At 73.6% G+C, this 16,960-nt stretch carries 12 protein-coding genes and 2 tRNA genes; 8 read left to right on the top strand and 6 right to left on the bottom strand.

The genetic code is table 11. The annotated features are described in order from the left end of the window. Window positions 1-14: 14 nt before the first annotated feature. On the bottom strand, window positions 15-923 hold the full coding sequence (locus QFZ71_RS14235; RefSeq protein WP_307668593.1) for a bifunctional DNA primase/polymerase: 909 nt from the start codon (window positions 921-923) through the stop codon (window positions 15-17). A 390-nt stretch (window positions 924-1,313) separates the two neighbouring features. On the opposite strand from QFZ71_RS14235, the gene QFZ71_RS14230 reads away from it, so the two are divergent. Further along, window positions 1,314-1,871: a SigE family RNA polymerase sigma factor gene (locus QFZ71_RS14230; protein ID WP_307668592.1), complete on the top strand. Its 558-nt coding sequence runs from the start codon at window positions 1,314-1,316 to the stop codon at window positions 1,869-1,871. A 145-nt stretch (window positions 1,872-2,016) separates the two neighbouring features. Next, a complete protein-coding gene (locus tag QFZ71_RS14225) occupies window positions 2,017-3,669 on the top strand; it encodes a long-chain fatty acid--CoA ligase (RefSeq protein ID WP_307668591.1) in 1,653 nt (550 codons plus the stop codon). Between the two features lie 120 nt (window positions 3,670-3,789). On the opposite strand, the gene QFZ71_RS14220 is transcribed toward QFZ71_RS14225, so the two are convergent. Beyond that, on the bottom strand, window positions 3,790-8,064 hold the full coding sequence (locus QFZ71_RS14220; RefSeq protein WP_307668590.1) for a PAS domain-containing protein: 4,275 nt from the start codon (window positions 8,062-8,064) through the stop codon (window positions 3,790-3,792). Between the two features lie 318 nt (window positions 8,065-8,382). Beyond that, window positions 8,383-8,958: an SSI family serine proteinase inhibitor gene (locus tag QFZ71_RS14215; RefSeq protein WP_307668589.1), complete on the bottom strand. Its 576-nt coding sequence runs from the start codon at window positions 8,956-8,958 to the stop codon at window positions 8,383-8,385. A gap of 344 nt (window positions 8,959-9,302) precedes the next feature. On the opposite strand from QFZ71_RS14215, the gene QFZ71_RS14210 reads away from it, so the two are divergent. The 3 genes from QFZ71_RS14210 (at window position 9,303) to QFZ71_RS14200 (ending at window position 10,240) form a co-directional block, all read left to right on the top strand. Beyond that, window positions 9,303-9,393, top strand: a tRNA-Ser gene (locus QFZ71_RS14210). Window positions 9,394-9,669: 276 nt separating this feature from the next. Further along, a tRNA-Arg gene (locus QFZ71_RS14205) sits at window positions 9,670-9,742 on the top strand. A gap of 147 nt (window positions 9,743-9,889) precedes the next feature. Continuing rightward, on the top strand, window positions 9,890-10,240 hold the full coding sequence (locus tag QFZ71_RS14200; protein WP_307668588.1) for an Imm10 family immunity protein: 351 nt from the start codon (window positions 9,890-9,892) through the stop codon (window positions 10,238-10,240). Window positions 10,241-10,340: 100 nt separating this feature from the next. Here QFZ71_RS14200 and QFZ71_RS14195 read toward each other — a convergent pair whose 3' ends face one another. Together QFZ71_RS14195 and sigJ are read right to left on the bottom strand one after the other, a co-directional pair. Continuing rightward, entirely contained in the window at window positions 10,341-11,570 is a 1,230-nt protein-coding gene (locus QFZ71_RS14195) for an NAD(P)/FAD-dependent oxidoreductase (RefSeq protein ID WP_307668587.1), read from the bottom strand. 106 nt (window positions 11,571-11,676) lie between these two features. Then, entirely contained in the window at window positions 11,677-12,621 is a 945-nt protein-coding gene (gene sigJ, locus QFZ71_RS14190; protein ID WP_307668586.1) for an RNA polymerase sigma factor SigJ, read from the bottom strand. A 264-nt stretch (window positions 12,622-12,885) separates the two neighbouring features. On the opposite strand from sigJ, the gene QFZ71_RS14185 reads away from it, so the two are divergent. The 3 genes from QFZ71_RS14185 (at window position 12,886) to QFZ71_RS14175 (ending at window position 15,624) form a co-directional block, all read left to right on the top strand. Continuing rightward, complete coding sequence (locus QFZ71_RS14185) at window positions 12,886-13,764, top strand: DUF2797 domain-containing protein (RefSeq protein ID WP_307668585.1); 879 nt, start codon at window positions 12,886-12,888, stop codon at window positions 13,762-13,764. A 69-nt stretch (window positions 13,765-13,833) separates the two neighbouring features. Further along, window positions 13,834-14,778: an amidohydrolase family protein gene (locus QFZ71_RS14180; protein ID WP_307668584.1), complete on the top strand. Its 945-nt coding sequence runs from the start codon at window positions 13,834-13,836 to the stop codon at window positions 14,776-14,778. A 99-nt stretch (window positions 14,779-14,877) separates the two neighbouring features. Further along, on the top strand, window positions 14,878-15,624 hold the full coding sequence (locus tag QFZ71_RS14175) for a response regulator transcription factor (protein WP_307668583.1): 747 nt from the start codon (window positions 14,878-14,880) through the stop codon (window positions 15,622-15,624). 186 nt (window positions 15,625-15,810) lie between these two features. Here the strand turns inward: QFZ71_RS14175 and QFZ71_RS14170 are convergent, their stop codons facing one another. Continuing rightward, complete coding sequence (locus QFZ71_RS14170) at window positions 15,811-16,758, bottom strand: endonuclease/exonuclease/phosphatase family protein (protein ID WP_307668582.1); 948 nt, start codon at window positions 16,756-16,758, stop codon at window positions 15,811-15,813. Window positions 16,759-16,960 lie beyond the last annotated feature (202 nt).

The raw sequence follows: 16,960 nt of genomic DNA, 5'->3' as shown, positions 1-16,960 counted from the left end.
CCGGTCTCGGGTCGTCAGGCCGCGCCGTTCGCTTCCCCGTCCCGTCCCGAGGTCAGCCTCGCCGCCGAGGCGATCGCGGCGCGCGCCTCGTCTTCCGGGAGGCCGGTGCGGACGGCCGCGGCGGTGAGGGCGTCCGCCAGGGCGTCGCCGAAGCCGTGCTCGTACGCACGGCAGGCCGCCCAGAACAGGCGGGTGTTGCGCTGGCCCTTGTGGGCGGCCAGGACGAACTGGACCAGGCCCTCGCCCCTGCGGCCCGGAGCGTGGGGGGTGCCCGCGGTGGCCGAGGGTGCGGCCGTGCGCCGGGGCTGGGTGAGGAGGCGGAGCAGGGCGCGGGGGCAGGGGGCCGGGGTGAGGTGGGCGGTGCCCGGTGCCAGGCGGTAGTGGCCGTGGGCGGTGACCGAGCCGGGGCCGACCAGGTAGCCGCCGCTGCCGCGGATGTCGATGCCAGGGGCGAGGCGGCCGGCGGAGTTAGGGACCGTCGCGTCGGCGGGGCCGGTCAGCCAGAGGTGGCGGCCGCCGCTCGGGGTGAGCACCGTGACCGTCGGCGGGATGGTGAACAGGTGCTGGAGGGCCAGCTGTCGGAGCGAGCCGGCCGCGTCGCTTCCGTACGCCGGGTCGACGTCCAGGTCGATGCCGATGAGACGGTGCGGGGCGCGTCCGCAGGCGATGCCGTAGCCGGTGGCCCGCGGGGCGGCGGCGAAGAGGGCGCGTACGGCCGAGGGATCGGTGGTGGCGTCGTGCACCCCGTGCCCCGGCAGGCCGCATTCGCCCCGGCAGTGCGCCGGGCGCTGCCCGTCGCGGTGGGGGGAGCGCAGGGCGGGGACCTTGGTGGCGGAGAGGGGGAAGACGGGGAGGCCGCGCTCGGCAGCGGCCAGGGCGTGGGCGAGGGCCAGGGTCGGGGTCTGCCGGTCGATGATGGCCATGCGGCTATTTTCGTACACACGTTCGAAGAAGGGAAGGGGTGGAGCTGAGAGCGAGAGCTGATGGGCCGCTCGGAAAGATGCGCGTGCGGGGGCGGTTGCCGGGACGGTCGGGGGCGGCCGTGCTCGGGCTCGCCCCGCATCCTCGGGGGGTGTGAGGCCCCGCTCGCCGCAGGTCCGGGCGTACCGAGGTCGGGACAGGGGATCGGCGCGGCCGGCCGGGCGGTGGCGGCTCCGTCCCGGAGCGGTCTCGGGGGCGGACCCTGACGGCGGTGCGCGGCCTCGTCCACCTGGAGGAGGTGAGGGGTGTCCCTCTCCTACAACCTGAGGCGGACGGAGCTTCGGGACCTGGGGGCGATCCCCTCGGCGGCCCCCGCTCCTAGCGTGGAGTGCATGACCACGCCAGTCTGCACGGGCGCCTCCAGGGCAGCCTCTGCCACCGCCGCCGGCCACGCCCCGTACGCGTCGTTCTCCTCGTACGTACGGGAGCGGGGACCGGTCCTGCTGCGCACCGCGCGCTCGCTCACCGCGAACCCGTGCGACGCGGAGGACCTGCTGCAGACCGCGCTCGCCAAGACGTACGTGGCGTGGGAGCGGATCGAGGACCACCGGGCGCTGGACGGCTATGTCCGCCGGGCCCTGCTGAACACCCGCACCTCGCAGTGGCGCAAGCGCAAGGTCGACGAGTTCGCCTGCGAGGAACTGCCCGAGCGGGAGGTCGTCCCCGCGCCCGACCCGGCCGAGCGGCAGACGCTGCACGACGCGATGTGGCGGGCGGTGCTGAAGCTTCCGGACCGCCAGCGCGCGATGGTCGTCCTGCGCTACTACGAGGATCTGAGCGAGGCCCAGACGGCGGAGGTGCTCGGGGTGTCGATCGGTACGGTCAAGAGCGCCGTCTCCCGCGCCCTCGGCAAGCTCCGTGAGGACCCGGAGCTGACACCGGTCCGCTGACCGCGACCCGTCGGCCCCGCCCCGCCCCAGAAGGCGCCACACGGACCCGGACAGGAATTTTTTCCCGCGAGTAGTGACATACCGCGTGGTATGTGCGCAGAATCAGCGCAACCTTACTGCCGCGTAGCGCCCCCGGGAGGACGCCGTGCTGAGCACCATGCAGGACGTACCGCTGACTGTCACCCGCATCCTGCGCCACGGGATGACGATCCATGGGAAGTCGCAGGTCACGACCTGGACCGGCGAACCCGAGCCGCACCGCATCACCTTCGCCGAGATCGGGCAGCGCGCCACCCGGCTGGCCAACGCCCTCCGCGACGAGCTGGGCGTCGACGGCGACCAGCGGGTGGCGACCCTCATGTGGAACAACTCGGTCCACGTCGAGGCCTACCTCGCCATCCCCTCCATGGGAGCCGTCCTCCACACCCTCAACCTCCGGCTGCCCGCAGAACAGCTCGCATGGATCGTCAACCACGCCGACGACAAGGTCGTCATCGTCGACGGTTCGCTGCTTCCGCTCCTCGTTCCGCTGCTGCCCCACCTGCCGGGCATCGAGCACATCGTCGTCTCCGGCCCCGGCGACCGCTCGGCCCTCGCCGACGTCACGCCGCGCGTGCACGAGTACGAGGAATTGATCGCGGACCGCCCCACCACGTTCGACTGGCCGGAGCTGGACGAGCGCCAGGCCGCGGCCATGTGCTACACCTCCGGCACCACGGGCGACCCCAAGGGCGTCGTCTACTCGCACCGCTCGATCTACCTGCACTCGATGCAGGTCAACATGACCGAGTCGATGGGGCTCACCGACAAGGACACGACCCTGGTGGTCGTCCCGCAATTCCACGTGAACGCGTGGGGGCTGCCGCACGCCACGTTCATGACCGGCGTCAACATGCTCATGCCGGACCGTTTCCTCCAGCCAGGCCCGCTCGCCGAGATGATCGAGCGCGAGCGCCCGACGCACGCGGCCGCGGTCCCCACCATCTGGCAGGGCCTCCTCGCCGAGGTCACCGCCAACCCGCGCGACCTCTCCTCCATGGCCAACGTGACCATCGGCGGCGCGGCCTGTCCGCCCTCGCTGATGGAGGCGTACGACAAGCTCGGCGTCCGGCTCTGCCACGCCTGGGGCATGACGGAGACCTCGCCGCTCGGCACGATGGCCCACCCGCCCGCGGGGCTGGGCGTCGAGGAGCAGTGGCCCTACCGGGTTACCCAGGGCCGCTTCCCCGCCGGTGTCGAAGGGCGGCTGGTCGGCCCGGCCGGCGAGCACCTGCCGTGGGACGGCGCGTCGGCCGGTGAGCTGGAGGTCCGGGGCCCCTGGATCGCCGCCGCCTACTACGGCGGAGCGGACGGCGAGCACCTGCGGCCCGAGGACAAGTTCAGCGAGGACGGCTGGCTGAAGACCGGCGACGTCGGCGTGATCAGCGCCGATGGCTACCTGACGCTCACCGACCGGGCCAAGGACGTCATCAAGTCGGGCGGCGAATGGATCTCCAGCGTCGAACTGGAGAACGCGCTGATGGCCCACCCGGAGGTCGCGGAGGCGGCCGTCGTCGCCGTGCCGGACGAGAAGTGGGGCGAGCGGCCCCTGGCGACCGTCGTCCTCAAGGAGGACGCCACCGGCGTCGACTACGAGGCGCTGAAGGCGTTCCTCGCCGATCAGGGCATCGCCAAGTGGCAGCTGCCGGAGCGCTGGTCGGTGATCCCCGCCGTGCCGAAGACGAGCGTGGGCAAGTTCGACAAGAAGGTGATCCGCAAGCAGTACGCCGAGGGCGAGTTGGACGTCACCCAGCTCTGACCGTCCGAGCCGCCCTGTTTCACGTGAAACAGGGCGGGCGGAGTGGAAGAGGGCAGCGCGGTGTGAAACGGGGCGGGGGCGGTACGGAATTCCGTACCGCCCCCGCCCCGTTGCGTGTGCTCAGTTGGTGCCGATCTTCGCCAACAGGTCGACGATCCGCGACTGGACCTCGTCGCTGGTGGACCGCTCCGCGAGGAAGAGGACGGTTTCCCCCGATTCGAGCCGTGGCAGCTCCGCCGGGTCCATCCCGGCGGAGGTGTAGACGACCAGCGGGGTGCGGTTCAACTGCCCGTTGGCCCGCAGCCAGTCGATGATCCCGGCGCGCCGACGACGTACCTGCATCAGGTCCATGACCACCAGGTTCGGCCGCATCCGGCCGGCGAGGTCCACGGCTTCGCTGTCCGTCGCGGCGCGGGCCACCTGCATCCCGCGCCGCTCCAGGGTCTGCGTCAGGGCCACCGCGATCTCCTCGTGCTCCTCGATCAGGAGCACGCGTGGAGGGTGCTGTTCGCTGTCGCGCGGGGCCAGCGCCTTGAGGAGGACGGCCGGGTCGGCCCCGTAGGCGGCTTCTCGGGACGCCTGCCCCAGACCGGCGGTGACCAGCACCGGGACCTCGGCCGCCACGGCCGCCTGGCGCAGCGACTGCAACGCGGTACGGGTGATGGGGCCGGTCAGCGGATCGACGAAGAGCGCGGCGGGGAACGCGGCGATCTGGGCGTCGACCTCCTCACGGGAGTTCACGATCACCGGACGGTAGCCGCGGTCGCTGAGCGCCTGCTGCGTCGGTACGTCGGGGGCGGGCCAGACCAGCAAGCGGCGCGGGTTGTCCAGCGGCTCGGGCGGCAGCTCGTCGTCCATCGGGCGCGGGTGCGGCCGGTTGGCGACCTCGACCGCCCCTCCGGGCCCGTCCAGCGGCTCGGGTCCCTCGGCCCCCTCGTCGGGCGCCCCGATGGCGTACGCGCGCCCCTCGGCGACGGGAGCCGCGATGAGCTGCCCCTCCCCGTAGGCGATGCCGGGGCCGGAGCCCTGGGCCGGCTGGCCCTGACCCGCTCGCGGGTGCCCTGACGGGTCCGGCTGGACGGTCTCCTGCGCCGGGAACGGGGCCTGCCCGTGACTCTGCCCCTGGGACAGACCGTGGTTCTGACTCGGAGCCGGAGACGCGGATGGGGCCCGGGGCGGGGTCTGCTGAGGTGCGGACGGCGCAGTGGGCGCGGCAGAACCACCCGGCTGTTCCTGCGGCGATCCGGGCTGCTGCGGCGGGAGCTGCCGGCCGCCCGGCCGTTCCGGGGTGCGGTCGCCCTCCGGCGGGGCGGCGAGCTTGCGCCGCCGGCCGGCCCCACCGACGCCCTGATACGGCTGGTTCTGCTGATGCGCGAGGTGCTGGGCGAACGGCACGCCCTGGCCCAGCGTCCGCACGCTGAACGCCCGTCCCTGCGTCGAGTCGGGGTGGACGCCCTCCGGCATCGGCTCCTCGGCCGGCAGTGGCTGCCGCCGCGCGTCCGCGCCCGGCACGCCCGCCTCACCGTCGGCCGGGTGCCCCGACGGAACGGCGACGGACGCGGTGCCGGTGGTGTGCGCGGTCGGGCCGACGCCGGTACCGGGGGTGCGCTCGGCGCCGGTGCGGGCGTTCTGCTCGGTGTCGCCCCACGGCGCGGGGTCCGGAGCCGCGCCCGGAACCGGCGGTACACCGGTGTCGGGTCGGCCGGGGGCGGGCGCCGTCGCCCCGGCGGCGCGCGGCTCTGCGGGTGGGCCCTCCGCGGACCCGAGTCCGGCGGTCCCGTGGGCGGGGGTGCCCTGTCCCGGTGCTCCGTCCGTCTGCGGACCGGCGGGCGACGGGACGACGGGGTGCGCCGGGGGAGGTGTGTAGCCGGTCTCCGGTGCGGTACGCGCGTGGTGCGCGCTCGTCCCCCGGGCGGGGTCCATCGGGGCATCGGGTGCGGCCGGAGCCCGGTCGGCGTCGGCCGGGGGGAGGGCGAAGGCGGTCCGCGGGCCGGCATCGGCGGCCGTGCGCTCCTGGGCGGCGGCCAGCGCGCGCCGGGCCCGCCGGCCTCCGGGCTGGGACGGTTCCGGGTCGGACCCGCTCTCGGGGCCGCCGCTGCCGGATGCCAAGGCGGGGAGGGCGAGGTTCTCGCCCTCCCGGCGGGCCCGCCGCCCGGTGGGCGGAACCGGCTGCTGCGGGTCCACCGGGACGCCCTGGGGCGGCACGGTCTGCCCGAGCTGAGGACGGCCACCGCCCTGGGCGTTCTCGGCAGCGGTGACGACCGCCCCCTCGGACGGCCCGGAAGGGGCGGCGGGGGCCAGGGCCAGCGCGCTCCGGTGCGGCTGCGGTTCCTGACGCTCCTGCGCGGCGGCCTCTCCCGGAGCGGTTCCGGGGGCAGCCTCGGCCGGGCTGGGCCGGCCGCGCCGACGCCCGGAGCCCTCGCCCTGCTGGGCCGGGATCAGCTCGGGAGCCTGCTCCTCGGGCGCGGCCGGCCCACGGCGGGCCCGCCGCCGTCCGGTCGGCTCGGCGTTCGGACGGTCGTCGGGGGCGGGAGACACGGCCCCGGTCGCGTGGTCCCCGCCGCCCTCCGGCGTACCGCCGGGGGCGTCCAGGAACGCGTCGGTGGAGGACCGGCGCGCCCGGCGCCGGCCGCCGCTGGTCACCCCCGGTGCGCCAAGGCCCTCGGGCGACGAGGAGGGGGCCGACGCGACGGCTGACCCCGGAGCCCGGCCGTCGCCGTCCGACTCCGGGGGCGCGATCGTGCCGGACGCCGCGCCGATGGGCACGTCGAGGATGTACGCGCTGCCGCTCATCCCCGGCATCTCGTGTGTCTGGAGCACCCCGCCGTGCGCCTGGACGATGCCGCGCACGATCGGCTCGTGCACCGGGTCGCCCCCGGCGTACGGGCCGCGCACCTCGATCCGTACGGCGTCCCCGCGCTGGGCGGCGGCCACGACGACGGTGGAGTCGACATAGCCGCCGCCGGGGACGGCCCGCGTCTTGCCGGTCGAGTCGACCCCGCAGACGTCCGCGACGAGGTGGGCGATGGCGGTGGCCAGCTGACGCGCGTCGACCTCGGCCTCGATCGGCGGGGCGTGCACGGCGAACTGGGCGCGACCGGGGCCGATCAACTCGACCGCCCCGTCGATCCCGCCCTTCACGATCCCCTCGACCAGGGCGGGGGCCTTGTGCAGACCCTCCGTGCCGGCGTCCAGGCGCTGGAAGCCGAGGACGTTGTCGACGAGCGTGGTCATCCGGGCGTACCCGGCGGCGAGGTGGTGCAGGATCTGGTTGGCCTCGGGCCACAGCTGCCCGGCCGGGTCGGAGGCGAGCGTGGACAGCTCGCCGCGCAGCTCCTCCAGGGGCCCGCGCAGCGAACCGCCGAGGACGGCGGTGAGCTGGGCGTGCCGGGCGCCCAGGGACGCGAGCAGCTCGGCCTGTCCCTCGATCTCGGCGGCGTACCGCTCGCTCCGGTCGGCGATCTCGGCGGCGTGCGCCTCCTCCAACGCCTCCAGTTCGGCGGCGTGCGCCTCCTTGAGCGCGGTGACCTCGGCGGAGTGACTCGTGGTCAGCTCGGCGACGACACTCTTGTGCTGCGCCGACAACTCCTCGTACGGGCGGCGGTCGGTGAACGTCATCACCGCGCCGACGAGCTGGTCCCCGTCCCGTACCGGCGCGGTCGTCAGGTCCACCGGCACCTGCGCGCCGCTCTTGGACCACAGCACCTGCCCGCGCACCCGGTGCTTGCGCCCCGACCTGAGCGTGTCGGCGAGCGGGGAGTCCTCGTACGGGAACGGCTCGCCCTCCGCCCGCGAGTGCAGGACCAGCGGGTGCAGCTCCTGGCCGCCGAGATCGCTGGCCCGGAAGCCGAGGATCTGCGCGGCGGCGGGGTTGACGAGGACGACGCGCCCTTCGGTGTCCGTACCGACGACGCCCTCGGACGCGGCCCGCAGGATCATCTCGGTCTGCCGCTGCGAACGGGCCAGCTCCGCCTCGGTGTCGACGGTGCCGGAGAGATCCCGTACGACGATCATGAGGAGCTCGTCGCCGGTGTAGCTGGAGTGGATGTCGTTGTACGCGGCCTGGCCGCTGTCGAGGCTCGCGCTGGTGACCTCGACCGGGTACTCGTGGCCGTCCGTACGCCGCGCGGTCATCCGCGTCGGCTTGGTCCTGCCCTGCTCGTCCGTGTTCTCGGGCCGGCGCATCGACCCCGGAATCAGCCGGGAGTCGAACTCCGGCAGCAGATCGAGCAGTCCGCGACCGACGAGCGCCGTGCCCGGAGTCTCGAACATGTCGAGGGCGATGGAGTTGGCGTTGACGACGGTGCCGTTGCAGTTGACGAGCAGCAGCCCGTCAGGAAGGGCATCGAGTATGGCTGCGAGGCGAGCAGTGCCTCGGGACGGCCTGCTGCTCACGACGACGCTTCCTCCCTGATTACCGCACCTTGCCGACAGCGGGCCCCATCTTGCCCCTCGGGCCGCAGACTGTCACGGGAGGAGTCTAAGGCCAGGGGAGCCCCCGGCGGCGGCGGATGAGGGGGAGCTCTCACCGAGGTTATGTGCGCGCCGTGTACGCCGCGAGCCCCTGAGGTGAGCGTCCGCGCACCTGTGACGTGCGCGGACACGGGGCGCGGCCCCTGTCGTCCAGGGGGCGCTCGGGGGTTGCCGAAGCGTCTTGTGCTGCTCGGGGGGCGCGCGTCTTCACTCCGGAGCCACCGGACCGTCCGGCACGGCTCAGCGAACGTCCGGGAGCACCGGCACGAGGCTGTTCCAGCGGGCGATCTCGCAACCGTCGCGGCGGGTCGCGGTCGTGTCCACGGCCCGGCCCTCCCAGGTGCCCACGATGCGCGCGAAGGCGTCGCCGCCGTGGATCATCGTGCACATGGTGCCCTCGGGGGTCTCCCGGAACAGCTCCTGCCGCCCGGACCGGGTGGCCCCGGCCTCCGCCAGCCGCTCACAGGCGGCCTGCCCCTTCGGATGGGTGCCTCCGGTGGGCCCGCACTCCAGCTCGAACGTTCCGTCGGCACCGGGGACGCCGGTGTTCTCCACGCTCACGGTGAGCCGGGTCCGTGTCTCGTCCACCACGCCGGGCGCGTCCCCCGTCCCGTCGTCCAGGAATCCGGGCAGCGGGAGCGGCATGGGCAGCGGCCCCGGAGCGGGCTTGGAGGCGGCGAACGGTCCGGAGGTCGGTACGGCGGCGGGCACCGGCCCGGCGGAGACGGGCCCGGAGGCGGTGGCCGTGGACGCCGGCACGGCGGTGGCGAGCGCGGCGAGCGAGACGACGGCGGTGAGGGCGAGACGGCGCAACATACGGAAGCTCCAGGATCTCTGCGACGAGGCCGGTCGCGGGCGGCGGTCGCGGCGATCATGGCGATCACGGACCCGTTCCACCGCCACGGCTGACGGACGACGGCTGATGACGGACGGGCGACGGCGACGCGCGGAGACGGCGACGCCGCACGGAGGCGACGGCGGACGGAGATCCGGGCCCCCACCCCTCTCTAACGCGCGTCGCGCCCGGACGTTGCGCCACCACGCCGAACTGCTTTGCCCTGGCCCCCGGAGGACTAGTAACGTGGGCGGCGATTGGTGGCACGGCGTTCGCCTGTGTCATCATCTGCACGCACCACTCGCGTTCGCGCGAGGCGTGCGGAGGAGGCGTCGCCTAGTCCGGTCTATGGCGCCGCACTGCTAATGCGGTTTGGGTCTTAAAGCCCATCGAGGGTTCAAATCCCTCCGCCTCCGCTCCACCCTGAAGCCCCGTGCCCCTGGCACGGGGCTTCGGCCGTTCCGGGCGCGGAGGCCCTCACCGGGCAGGCGGGCGGGGCCGAAGCAGCCGGAGGAGGTCCGGAGAGGCCGGCGCGAGTCGGAGGAGGCCGGGGACGCATGGCCGAGATGAGCCCAGACAAGCTGTTTCCGCAGGTCAGGCACGGTAGGGCTAATGGATTTCGCGTCACGGCGCAGGTCATGTAATGTTGTTCTCGCAACGCCGACCGGGAAGAAAAAAGCCCGGAACGCCAAGCACTCGTAGCTTAACGGATAGAGCATCTGACTACGGATCAGAAGGTTGCAGGTTCGAATCCTGCCGAGTGCACAGCAGGCCAGAGGCCCCCGGAGATGATCCGGGGGCCTCTCGCGTGTTCGGGCTGGTGTCAGAGGTCTTTGTCAGAACTCCGTCATGACATACAGGTTCACTGCGCGGATCGCCTGGGGCGTCGACGACCCGGAACGGTAGCCGTGCGTGCTGGCGGGAGTCGCCGAGTCGGACGACGACGAGGGCTTCTCCCTGCACTTCATGTGCGATCGGGCGGAGCCGGGCCCGCAGGAGGTGTCCCTGGGCATGGATGCGTACTGCCTCGTCACCCCGGACCGGAACGCCGCCTACGGGTGCGTGCGCGCGGTGGAGTTCGAAGGGGATCTCCTGCGCGTGACCCTGGACCCCGCGTCGGTGGATGGACTCGGGCTGGAGGACGACGTCGTCGAGGTCGCCCTCCGAGCGCCTGCGGACGATGTGGCGCGTCTGCGCGAGGTGCTGCCCCGGATCCTGGAGTACGGGCGGCCGGACGTCCGTCCGAGGCTGAGCATGGCATAGGGGAGTGAGGTGTCCGGCGGATCCCGACCGGGTCCGCGGCGTCTGGCGCGGGGCGAGTACGTCGTGTTCCGCGACGTACTCGCCCGGTGGGAGCGGCGTCTCAGGCGGCCTTCGCGGACGCCCGTGCCGGGGTCGCCGTCACCACCCGGCGGCGGCGGGTCGGCAGGTTCAGCGTCGGGTGGGCCACGGCCCAGGCGGCGCCCTTGCAGATCATTTCCTTGTAGAGGGCGGCCGGACGGCCCGTCAGGGCGGCGCTGACGGAGCGGTCGTCGGCGGTGACGTACTGGATCAGGCCCTCCTTGCGGCCCAGGGAAACGCACTGGTTGTAGTAGCGCGGGGCCAGGGTCGGGAGCTTGGCACCGGTGAGGCGGGCGGCGATGGCGTCGGCTGCCTGCCAGGCGGTGGGGATACCCGAGGCGCACGACATGCGCAGCGGCTTGCCGCCGGGGCCGGGCGCCCATGCCGCGTCGCCGATGGCGTACACGTCCGGGTGCGAGGTCGAACGCATCGTGGCGTCCACCGTGATCCGGCCGTCCTCGGCCGTCTCCAGCGTCGTGCCGCGGGCGATCGGGTGGACCGCGAAGCCCGTGGTCCAGAGGGTGGCCTCGGCCGGGATGTCGCCCCCGGTGGTGGAGACCCGGTCGGCGTGCACGGCGGTGACGTCGGTGTTCTCGTGGACGGTGATCCGCAGGCCGGCGCAGACCTTCCGCAGGTGACGGGCGCCCTTGGGGGAGAGCCAGTCGCCCAGTGTGCCGCGGGCGATCAGTGACACGTCGAGGTCCGGGCGGGCCTCGGCCAGTTCCGTCGCGCCCTCCACGCCGGTCAGTCCGCCGCCGACGACCGTGACGGGGCTGCCGGGGGCGAGGGCCGCCAGGCGGTCGCGCAGGCGCAGCGCTCCGGGGCGGCCGGCGATGTCGTGGGCGTGTTCGGTCACTCCGGGGACGGCGTGGGTGTTCCAGGCACTGCCGAGGGCGTAGACCAGGGTGTCGTACGGCACGGTCTCCGAACCGTCGGCACCGGCCGGGGTGTCCGGCGCCACCGTCACGGTCCGGCCGTCGACGTCGATGCCGGTGACCCTGGCGAGCTTCAGCCGCACCCCGGTGCCCGCGAACATTTCGCCGAGCGGGCGGGGGCGCAGGGTCTGGCCCACCGCCAGCTGGTGGATCCGGACGCGTTCGACGAAGTCAGGTTCGGCGTTGACGAGGGTGATGGAGACGTCCTCGCGGTGCAGCCGTGCGGCGAGGCGCCCGGCTGCGCTCGCTCCGGTGTAGCCGGCTCCGATGACGACGATGCGGTGCTGGTGGGCGTGGTGTCGCGGGTTCTCCTGCATGTCCTGCCACTCCTGTCTCGCGCGGTGTCGCTCCTTGAACCGGGCAGCCCCGCGTTTCCTGACAGGTGGCATGTGTGAGGTGGGTCACCGGGTGGGCGTCCCCGGGTCAGCCGATGCGGAGCACCGGTTCCCCGTGGTCCGTCGCCGCCCACTGCCGCGTCGCCCGCTCCAGCTTGTCGGGGTTGGCCTGGTTGCGGAATGCCGCGATGCCGTCCTCGGTGATCTCCAGGCACATCACGCCGATGACCCGGCCCCGGACCAGGACCACCAGGGCGGGCAGCCCGTTGGCGGAGGAGACGTACACCTCCGCCGAGCCGCCGAGGAGCCGGCGGGCGGCCTGGTTGGGGACGAACAGGCTGCGCATGAACGTGGCGACGGCCGCCGCGCCCGCGAACGGCTTCGTGCGGGCCGGTACCTTTCCGCCGCCGTCGCCGATCGCGACGGCGTCCGCGGTGAGCAGCCGGACGAGGGGCTCGGTCCGGCCGCTGGTGGCGGCGGTCAGGAACTCCTCGACGATCCGCCGCGCCGCCGACTCGTCCACCTCCGTACGGGTGCGGCCCGCCGCGATGTGCTTCTTCGCGCGGTGGAACAGCTGCTGGCTCGCGGACTCCGTGATGTCGAGAATCTCGGCGATCTTCCGGTGCGGGTACGCGAACGCCTCCCGCAGCACGTACACCACCCGCTCGTCGGGGGAGAGCCGCTCCATCAGGGTGAGCACGGCGAACGAGACCGACTCGCGCTGCTCGGCCGTGTCGGCGGGGCCGAGCAGCGGGTCGCCCGCGAGCAGCGGTTCCGGCAGCCACTGGCCCACGTACGTCTCGCGCCGGGCGCGCGCCGAGGTGAGTTCGTTGAGGCAGAGGTTGGTGAGCACCTTGGTGAGCCATGCCTCGGGGACCTCGATGCGCCCGACGTCGGCGGCCTGCCACCGCAGGAACGTCTCCTGCACGGCGTCCTCCGCGTCGCTCGCCGAGCCGAGGAGACGGTACGCGATGGCCTTCAGCCGGGGCATGCACGCCTCGAACAGGTCCACCTGAGTCCCGGTCAGCGCCATGGTCCGGATCCTAACGGGACGGGGCGCACCGGCTCCGGCCGCTCCGGAAATTCCTCGGCACGGGGAGCCGGAACCCTTCCGCAGGTCTCGTCGGCGGGACGACCCCGCGCCGGCCGGGTGCGCTTCACGCCCATGCCGCCGGGCCGCCCGTTTGGACCGGGTCCCGCGAGCCCGGCATGATCCGAGGGAGAGGCCCTGACGCGGCCGGACCGGTTCGACCGGTGGTCCGGTGGTCGGGCGCCGGTGAGGAGAGCGGGGTTCCGGGTGGCCGGTGGATGGTGGTGCGCCGGGCTGCGCTGGCCCGGTGAGGCGCCCGAGCTGGGGTGGCGCAGGGGCGGCGACCGGCGGGTGAGCGTGCTCGCGTACGGGGCGGCCCTCGGGTTCCGGGCTCTCGGGGAGCGGCACTGCGTGGGGGCTCGGGGCAACGCCTGCCCGCTGAACGCCGTGGTGCCGGGGCGCTCGACCGGCGGGCGGTGCGCCGAGTGCGCGCGGCTGGACCGGGCGCACTCCGTGGCCGCCGACAGGCTGGCGGACGACCCCCGTACGTACCGCGTGTACCTCGCCTGGTTCGGGCCCGGTCTGGTCAAGGTCGGGATCACGGGGGAGGAGCGCGGGGCCGCCCGGTTGCGGGAGCAGGGGGCCGTCGCGTTCACCTGGCTCGGGCGCGGTCCCCTCATGGCGGCCCGGCGGACCGAGGAGGTGCTGCGGGCGGCGCTCGGGGTGCCCGACCGCATCCCGTACGCCGGGAAGCGGGCCGTACGCGGGCGGTTGCCCGGCATCGAGGAACGGGCGCGGGCGGTGGCGGAGCTGTACGCGCGGGCCGCGGCGCTCGATGGGCGCGGCCGGCCCGAGTCGTTGGAGCGGCTCCCTCTCGAAGTCGTCGACCAGGCCGGGGTGTTCGGGCTGGACGGCACCCGCGCGCCCACGCGGTCGGTGCGGGAGCTGGTGGACGGGGGCGTCGTCGCGGGGCGGCTCGTCGCCGCCGCCGGGCCCGATCTGCACCTCGACGCGGCCGGCGGAGGCGTGGTCGTCCTGGACACGCGGCTGATCACCGGGTGGGAGCTGACGGCGGTCACCGACGGCGATGTCCGTGTCCCTCTCATCGACATCGGCAACGGCGGTGTGCAAGGTGGGTTGTTCTGAACGACCCGCCCCCGGGGGTGAGTCGTTCACCACGACCTGCGGCCGACGACCCCGGAAGAGGACCTGCGCATGGAGACACCCGGGACGACGGAGCCGACGGACCCGGCCGGGACGACGACCGGCACGGCGGCCGGGGCGGCGGAGACGTCCGAGAGCGACGACGTGGCGCGGTTCCGGCGGCGGATCGGGCTGGCCGGGATCATCGACGTGCACACCCACTTCATGCCGGAGCGGGTCCTGCGCAAGGTGTGGGCCTACTTCGACGCCGTCGGTCCGCTCACCGGGCTGGAGTGGCCGATCGCCTACCGGTACGAGGAGGAGCGGCGGCTGCACCTGCTGCGCTCCTTCGGGGTGCAGCGCTTCACCTCCCTGCTCTACCCGCACAAGCCCGGCATGGCCCGCTGGCTGAACGGCTGGGCCGCCGACTTCGCCGCCCGGACGCCCGACTGCCTGCACACCGCGACCCTCTTCCCGGAGGAGGGCGTGGAGGCGTACGTGAAGGAGGCCGTCGAGAACGGGGCGCGGGTGTTCAAGTCCCATCTCCAGGTGGGTGCGTACGACGCCAACGATCCGCTGCTCGACCCGGTGTGGGGGCTGCTCGCGGAGGCCGGGGTCCCGGTCGTGATGCACTGCGGGTCGGGGCCCGCGCCGGGGAGGTTCACCGGGCCCGAGCCGGTCGGGCGGCTCCTGGCACGCCATCCCCGGCTGCGGCTGATCGTCGCGCACCTGGGGATGCCGGAGTACGCGGAGTTCCTGGCGCTGGCGGAGGCGTACCCGGAGGTCCGGCTCGACACGACGATGGCGTTCACCGACTTCAGCGAGGGGCTCAGCCCGTTCCCGGCGGCGCAGCGGGGGCGGCTGGCGGACCTCGGGGACCGGATCCTGCTCGGGACCGACTTCCCGAACATCCCGTACCCGTACGTGCACCAGCTCCGGGCGCTGGAACGGCTCGGGCTGGGCGACGAGTGGTTGCGGGCGGTCTGTCACGGGAACGCCGCCGCGTTGTTCCCGTGACTCCGCCATGGTGTCCCCGTGAGGACGGCGGCCGCTTTCTCAGGCAATTCACAGAAACGCGTCAGGCTTCTCTCACGGGTGGCTCACAGAGTGGGGTCCATGACGACGACGATCTCGCCCCAGGGGCGCGCCGAACTGCTCGGGCCGGACCGTACCCCTGTGCGGGTGCTGGTCGTGGACGACGAGGCTCCGCTCACCGAACTGCTCTCGATGGCCCTGCGCTACGAGGGGTGGGAGGTGCGCAGCGCCGGGGACGGGGCCGGGGCGGTGCGGGCCGCCCGCGACTTCCGTCCGGACGCCGTGGTGCTCGGCGTGGCCCTGCCGGACATGGACGGGCTGTCCGTGCTGAGTCGGCTGCGGCGTGAGCACGCCGATGTGCCGGTCCTCTTCCTGACCGCTCGGGACGCCGGGGAGGGCCGGATCGCCGGGCTCACGGCGGGCGGCGACGACTACGTGACCAAACCGTTCGGCCTGGAGGAGGTCGTGGCCCGGCTGCGCGGGCTCATCCGCCGCTCGGGTTCGGTCGCCGCCGCCGGGCGCGGCGGGTCCACGCTCGTCGTCGGGGACCTGGTGCTGGACGAGGACAGCCACGAGGTGAGCCGCGGCGGCGAGTCGATCCACGTCACGGCCACCGAGTTCGAGCTGCTGCGCTTCCTGATGCGCAACCCGCGCCGGGTCCTCAGCAAGGCACAGATCCTCGACCGGGTCTGGAACTACGACTTCGGCGGCCAGGCCAACATCGTCGAGCTCTACATCTCCTACCTCCGCAAGAAGATCGACGCGGGCCGCACGCCGATGATCCACACCCGGCGCGGCGCGGGGTATCTGATCAAGCCCGGTGCGTAGGCGTACGGCGGCGGGGGCCTGCGGCGGCCGTCGTCGGGTCCGTCACGGGCGATCGTTCGCCTTCTCCGGCTCCGGGGACACCGCGTCGGCCGGCCCGCCCCCCCCGCCGCCGTACCGGCGGAGCGACCGTGCTCGTCGTTCCTGCGGCCGCACCAACACCCGTCGTTCCCGCCGCCGTACCAGGACTCATCGTCCCCGCGGCCGCACCACCAGGTCCGCCACCACCGGCCGGTGATCGGACGCGACGCTCTCCGGCACCCACGCCTTCCGCACGGTGATCGTCCCGCGCACCGGTGCTTCACGGCCGCCGTACGGGCTGCCACCGTGGTCGCCCTGATCGGTCCGGTCCCCCCGATCGCCCTTCGACACCGCCACGAAGTCGATCCGCTTGACCGGATCCTGCGCGGGGAACGTGGGCGCAGCCGGGTCCGCGTCCGTCAGCTCCCGCCACAGCGGCGCCAGTTCGGGGGCGGCGGGCTCCGCGTTGAGGTCGCCGAGCAGGATCTTCGGGCCCCGGTCCTCGGCCATGATCCGCCGGGTGTCGGCGACCTGGGCCACGCGGACGGCGGGGTTCGGGCGGTAGTCGAGGTGGGTCACGTAGACGTGCACGGGCAGCCCGCGCACGCGTACGACGACCTCCCCGAAACCCGGCGCGGGGGCCGGGACCGGGTTCGGGTGCTGGGTCGAGAGACGGGTGATCTCGTGGTTCTCGGCGCTCACGATCCGGTGCCGCGACAGCACGGCCACCCCGTACTCCGCGCGGGGGGCGCCCGGTCGTGCCGGGTCCAGGCTGTAGATCGGCGCGAAGGAGACGTGCATCCGCAGCCGACGGGCCAGCTCGCCCGCGAGGTCGCGCCACGCGCTACGGGCGCCCCAGTGCCGGTCGACCTCCTGAAGTCCGATCACATCCGCGTCGAGAGACCGTAGTTCGGCCGTCTGGCGGTCCAGATCGAACACGCCGTCCGAGCCGGCCCCGGCGTGGATGTTGTACGTGGCGACGCGCAGCGGCACGCCCCCGCCGGAAGAGGGCCGGTACGGCGTGACGGCGGCGGCCGGCGGCGCGAGGAGTGCCCCCAGGAGGGCGGCGGCGAGCAGGAGTTGGGGGGTGTGAGGGGGACGGCGACGCGGCGACATGGCTCTCCCAACGGCCGAAGATCGCGCTCTTGTCAGGTCAGCGTCGAGAACCGTACCGTCCGGCACCCCTCCGGGTCCCCCGACGCGACGATTCCGGCGTCCCTGAAATCGACTTGTACACCGTACAGCGCTGCTCTACGGTGTACGGTGTATGGTCCTGTACGCCGTATGGGCAACGTCTCGGCGTTTCTCGTTCCCGCCA

Source organism: Streptomyces sp. V2I9, from assembly GCF_030817475.1.
GTDB lineage: Bacteria > Actinomycetota > Actinomycetes > Streptomycetales > Streptomycetaceae > Streptomyces.
Note: the sequence above shows the minus strand (reverse complement) of the source record. Positions and strands in the feature narration are given on the sequence as shown.

Coding starts and splice junctions, on each gene's coding strand:
- QFZ71_RS14195 (WP_307668587.1), bottom strand. CDS start 11,570: ATGCAGGAGAACCCGCGACACCACGCCCACCAGCACCGCATCGTCGTC.
- QFZ71_RS14170 (WP_307668582.1), bottom strand. CDS start 16,758: ATGTCGCCGCGTCGCCGTCCCCCTCACACCCCCCAACTCCTGCTCGCC.
- QFZ71_RS14230 (WP_307668592.1), top strand. CDS start 1,314: ATGACCACGCCAGTCTGCACGGGCGCCTCCAGGGCAGCCTCTGCCACC.
- QFZ71_RS14175 (WP_307668583.1), top strand. CDS start 14,878: ATGACGACGACGATCTCGCCCCAGGGGCGCGCCGAACTGCTCGGGCCG.
- sigJ (WP_307668586.1), bottom strand. CDS start 12,621: ATGGCGCTGACCGGGACTCAGGTGGACCTGTTCGAGGCGTGCATGCCC.
- QFZ71_RS14235 (WP_307668593.1), bottom strand. CDS start 923: ATGGCCATCATCGACCGGCAGACCCCGACCCTGGCCCTCGCCCACGCC.
- QFZ71_RS14215 (WP_307668589.1), bottom strand. CDS start 8,958: ATGTTGCGCCGTCTCGCCCTCACCGCCGTCGTCTCGCTCGCCGCGCTC.
- QFZ71_RS14180 (WP_307668584.1), top strand. CDS start 13,834: ATGGAGACACCCGGGACGACGGAGCCGACGGACCCGGCCGGGACGACG.